The organism is Methanobrevibacter sp. (assembly GCF_045611865.1).
In the GTDB taxonomy this organism is placed as follows: domain Archaea; phylum Methanobacteriota; class Methanobacteria; order Methanobacteriales; family Methanobacteriaceae; genus Methanocatella.
Genome location: NZ_JAZKXX010000058.1, coordinates 1 through 2,666, shown reverse-complemented (window position 1 = coordinate 2,666; position 2,666 = coordinate 1). Strand labels below are relative to the sequence as shown.

General features: G+C 37.7%; 5 protein-coding genes. 4 read left to right on the top strand and 1 reads right to left on the bottom strand.

The annotated features are described in order from the left end of the window. A partial coding sequence (locus ACKI32_RS05655; RefSeq protein WP_407414370.1) for a hypothetical protein occupies positions 1–275 on the top strand: 275 nt, incomplete at its 5' end. Positions 276–294: 19 nt separating this feature from the next. Here the strand turns inward: ACKI32_RS05655 and ACKI32_RS05650 are convergent. Next, the gene (locus tag ACKI32_RS05650) at positions 295–813 is read right to left on the bottom strand and encodes a hypothetical protein (protein ID WP_407414368.1); all 519 of its coding nucleotides are present in this window, start codon (positions 811–813) and stop codon (positions 295–297) included. Positions 814–904: 91 nt separating this feature from the next. Between ACKI32_RS05650 and ACKI32_RS05645 the strand changes: the two genes are divergently transcribed. From ACKI32_RS05645 to ACKI32_RS05635, 3 genes are all read left to right on the top strand, one after another. Then, positions 905–1,819, top strand: a complete 915-nt coding sequence (locus ACKI32_RS05645; RefSeq protein WP_407414366.1) for a ribose-phosphate diphosphokinase — start codon at positions 905–907, stop codon at positions 1,817–1,819. 1 nt (position 1,820) lies between these two features. Then, positions 1,821–2,111: a hypothetical protein gene (locus tag ACKI32_RS05640; protein WP_407414364.1), complete on the top strand. Its 291-nt coding sequence runs from the start codon at positions 1,821–1,823 to the stop codon at positions 2,109–2,111. A 6-nt stretch (positions 2,112–2,117) separates the two neighbouring features. Then, positions 2,118–2,666, top strand: a 549-nt coding sequence (locus ACKI32_RS05635; RefSeq protein ID WP_407414362.1) for a DEAD/DEAH box helicase family protein, incomplete at its 3' end; no start/stop codon positions are given.

Sequence of the window (2,666 nt, the reverse complement as noted above, 5' to 3'; positions counted from 1 at the left end):
CAAAACAGGTTTATGTTTACAATTCCCAGCAATTGCAGGTTAACAAAAAAGCAATCATAGCATCCTATATTGCAACTATTTTTCTATCCTGGAGCGGATTTTTCGTTAGTCTGTTTACAAAAAACAATATTGTTGCCACATTCACGTTTTTCGGATTTTTCATGCCGTTTTTCCTGGTCCAGTCAAGACACCCAACATTGAGAAAGCATGGGCTGATTCAGATGGTAATCTCATTGGTTGGTGTGGCGCTCTCATTTTACGTTATGTTTCATTAAAAAAAGGGAAAAAGGGAAATTAAACTACATAAAATTTAATGTTTCCCATTAAAAGTTGTACTGGAATCTCAAATGGGTTGAAGGTACCGCCAGCCATTGCAGTGCTTACTGCATCTCCTCTGGACATTGTTCCTTGAACATTTGAGCCTCCATAACCGTTATAAGCATCGTTTGCACGGATGTTGTCTACAAGTCCAAGGCCGAATATTGCCTCTGCAGCCTGTTCGTTAACGCTGACAATTAGATGTGGTGTATAGCTGTAGGTATAGCTTATGATTTCACGTGCAGCTCCATATGGATTGTCAGGATCAATCAAATGGATGTTGTGGAGTGTCTCTCCGTTTGCATTGTATGAGCTTCCGGGATAAACCCAACTGAAACCACCGGCTAAAGGACTAAAACTTGCTGCCATATCAACACCTGGGGTTCCTTCGGTGGTATCCTCTGCAAGAATTAGAATAGGACTAACGGTTGTAAAGATTAATAATGCTACGACTATTAAAACAATTACTCCTAATATTTTACTTGATGTTTTCATAATCTTTGATATTATCATCTTTAAATATAAATACTTAACTTTTTTAACGACGAAAAACATAGATTAAATCATAAAATTTTTTGGTGATAATGTGATTATAGGTGGTTCAGCTTCACAAGATTTGGCAGCTCATGTTGCACGTGAACTTGGAGAAGAATTAGTTTATGTTGAAACTCGCAAGTTTCCAGATGGAGAAAGGTATTTAAGAATCGATGCAGACATCCCTGATGAGGTAACAGTAATCCAGTCAACTGGATATCCTCAGGATGAAAATCTAATGGAATTGCTCTTTATTATAGCCAACCTAAAGGATTTAGGGGCTAAAAAGGTTAGGGTTGTAGTTCCATACATGGGATATGCAAGACAGGAAAAACGTTTCAATCCAGGTGAAACAATTTCTGCTCAGATTATTTGTAATTTGATTCAATCTGCAGGTGCCGATGAGTTCATTACATTTAACATCCATGAGGAATGTGTATTGAACTTCTTTGACATTCCGGCAAGAAACATCTCAGCAATGCCTGCAATTGCAGAATACTTGGACAAGAAATTCTTCAGAAAAGCTGATGATAAACCATTAATCATTGCTCCGGATAAAGGTGCTTATGGTTTTGCTCAGGAAATATCTGAAATCATTGGTTGTGACTGCACATATCTAACCAAAGTACGTCTTGGACCGGACAAGGTTGAAACCAAAATTGTTGATGTTAGATGTGACAGTGAAAGCGAAAATACTGTAAATGTGGATTCCGTAAAAGGCATGCATGCGGTCATCGTTGATGACATCATCGCAACCGGAGGAACCATCGTAAATGCTATAAACATCCTAAAACAGTATGGTGCAAAATCTGTAGATGTATGTTGCGTTCATCCAATCTTGACCAATAATGGTGCAACCAGAATCTATGCGGCCGGTGCAAATAAGATAATCGGTACAAACAGTCTTTCATCTGACACTTCACGTGTATCTATAGCTAAAAGCATAGCTGATGCATTAAGGGATTAAAATGGATAAGGAAGCAATCAAAAAGGAACTTCTTGACGGTTCCAACACTATATTGAAAAAATACAATGAAATTGATGTTGTGGAAACTATTTCTGTCATGAATATGGCAGCAAAAACAGTATTTTTAGGGTCTCTAAGAGTACACAATGAAGATGTTGTATCAGACATTAAAAATGACTTGAAAAAGAAATTTAACCATCTGGGTGAATTTACAGTCAGGGATGAAAAGGTAGTTCCATGCTGTGCACCTAACTATATTCACATTAGCTTCAATGTTTCAATTACAAATTAGATTTTTATGAAAGAATTCAAACTCAAATCGCCCTACAAACCACTGGGCGATCAACCTAAAGCCATTAATTCGCTAGCCGAAGGCATAAAAAATGGAGTTAAAGAACAGACTCTTTTGGGAGTGACAGGTTCGGGTAAGACTTTCACAATGGCAAATGTCATAGAAAAGGTTCAAAAGCCAACTCTTGTCATATCTCACAACAAAACCTTAGCGGCACAATTGTATGAGGAATTCAAGGAGTTTTTCCCAGACAATGCAGTTGAGTATTTTGTCAGTTACTATGACTATTACCAGCCTGAGGCTTACGTGCCAAGAACAGACACATTCATCGATAAGGAAGCTTCAATCAATGATGATATTGACATAATGAGACATTCCGCAACTCAATCACTGCTTTCACGGGATGATGTAATTGTTGTTAGTAGTGTTAGTTGCATTTATGGTATCGGTTCTCCTGAAGATTATGGTGAATTTGCATTTGGAATAGCTGTAGGCGACATTTATGACAGGTCCGAAATCATAAGGCGATTAATATTCATGCAATATGAGAGAAAC

What these genes read in the sequence shown, in the direction of transcription:
- ACKI32_RS05650 (WP_407414368.1), bottom strand. Translation starts at nt 813, where the DNA reads ATGAAAACATCAAGTAAAATATTAGGAGTAATTGTTTTAATAGTCGTA.
- ACKI32_RS05640 (WP_407414364.1), top strand. Translation starts at nt 1,821, where the DNA reads ATGGATAAGGAAGCAATCAAAAAGGAACTTCTTGACGGTTCCAACACT.